Here is a 1,779-nt window from a genome sequence, read left to right as displayed (position 1 = left end):
CCGCCCGCGCCGCCTCCATGAAACTCGGACTCCGCCCCTGGCGCGTCATGGCCGGCATCTGCCTCGGCCTGGCCTGCGGCACCAAATGGAGCGGCGTCTACGTCCTCGCCGCCTTCGGCATCCTCACCGTCCTGTGGGACGCCGGCACCCGACGCGCCTGCGGCGCCCGCCGCCCCTACCGCGCCACCCTGCGCCACGACGTACTCCTCGCCTTCCTCGCCACCGTCGGCATCGCCGTGGCCATCTACACCTGGTCCTGGACCGGCTGGTTCACGACCGACGGCGGCTACTTCCGCCACTGGGCCGACGACCGCCCCGGACTCTCCCCCGACGAGGTACTCGGCATCCCCCTGCCCCAATTCGGCATGTCCTGGGTACCGGCGCCACTACGCAGCCTGTGGCACTACCACGCCGAAATGTGGTCGTTCCACACCGGCCTGGACAGCCCACACCCGTACCAGTCGAACCCGTGGAGCTGGCTGGTCCTGGGGCGGCCGGTCGCCTACTACTTCGAGACCGTGCACCAGGGCACGGCCGGGTGTACCGAGCAGGACTGCTATCAGACCGTGTTGGGCATCGGGACGCCACTGCTGTGGTGGAGCGGCGTGATCGCGGTCGGCTACCTGCTCTTCCGCTGGGCCGGCCGCCGCGACTGGCGCGCCGGAGCGATCCTGTGCGGCCTCGCCGCGGCCTACCTGCCCTGGATGGCCTACCAGCAACGCACGATCTTCCTGTTCTACGCCGTCGCCTTCGTCCCGTTCCTGTGCCTGGCCGTCACCATGATGCTCGGCGCACTCCTCGGCCCACCCGACGCATCCGAACGACGACGCGCCTGGGGCACCGCCGGCGTCGTCGCCATCATCGCCCTGATCGCCTGGAACTTCCTGTACTTCTATCCGATCTTCACCGGTGAGACGATCTCCCGCAGCGGGTGGCTGGATCGCATGTGGTTCAGCACCTGGATCTAGCGTGCCGACGCCGATCCCGTTGCCGATCCCGTCGTCGATCCCGAGAGAGGCTGCGCCGGTGTCCGTCGCGCGAGAGCAGGACATACGCAGGCGAGCCATCGAGGCGACCCGCGAACTGGCCGCGGCGGGCGGCTACGACAGCGTGCAGATGCGCGACGTGGTCCGCCTGTCCCGGCTCTCGTCGGCGACCATCTACCGGCACTTCTCCTCGAAGGACCACCTGCTCGCGGCCACCCACCTGGAGTGGATCGCGGCACTGGAACGCAGCGGCGCGGCCCGGCCGGACGGCGTCGACGCCGCGGAACGGGTCTGCGCGATCCTGCGCGCCACCTGCCGCACGATGGCCCGCCACCCGCGGCTGACCGCCGCGCTGATCCACGCCCTCGGCTCGTCCGACCCCGGCGTGGGCGACTGCCACCGCGAGATCAACCGCATCATGAACGACATGTTCCGCACCGCGGTAGCCGACGAGATCGCCGACGCCGACGAGTTCGTCCACCTGCTCGGCATCGCCTGGGAAGGTGCCCTCTTCAGCTGGGCCTTCGGCCGCATGTCCATGACCGAAGTCGAACAAACCGTAACCCGCTCCGCCCGCCTCCTGATCCTCGGCACCACGGCAGAACCCCCCACGCCGTAGCCTCCAACCCCCAAAACGCACACACCCAGGTAGACAACCCCACTCAGCCCGTCCGGCGTTTGAGGACAACCCAAGCCCCACAAGACGCACCCACACCCGGGCAACAACCCCACTCAGCCCGTCCGGCGTTTGAGGACAACCCAAGCCCCACAAGACACACGCAAACCACGCCCC

General features: G+C 69.3%; 2 protein-coding genes. Both read left to right on the top strand.

What is annotated here, in order from left to right:
- Window positions 1-968 (top strand): dolichyl-phosphate-mannose--protein mannosyltransferase (locus tag ACFXMF_RS47680; RefSeq protein ID WP_380021346.1); only part of this gene is annotated, 968 nt, incomplete at its 5' end.
- Between the two features lie 58 nt (window positions 969-1,026).
- A complete protein-coding gene (locus ACFXMF_RS47675; protein WP_379990645.1) occupies window positions 1,027-1,605 on the top strand; it encodes a TetR/AcrR family transcriptional regulator in 579 nt (192 codons plus the stop codon).
- Window positions 1,606-1,779 lie beyond the last annotated feature (174 nt).

Origin of the sequence: Embleya sp. NPDC059213, assembly GCF_042754445.1 — a bacterium.
Lineage (GTDB): Bacteria > Actinomycetota > Actinomycetes > Streptomycetales > Streptomycetaceae > Embleya.
The sequence above is the reverse complement of the archived record's forward strand: the minus strand, read 5'-3'. Positions and strand labels throughout refer to the sequence as shown.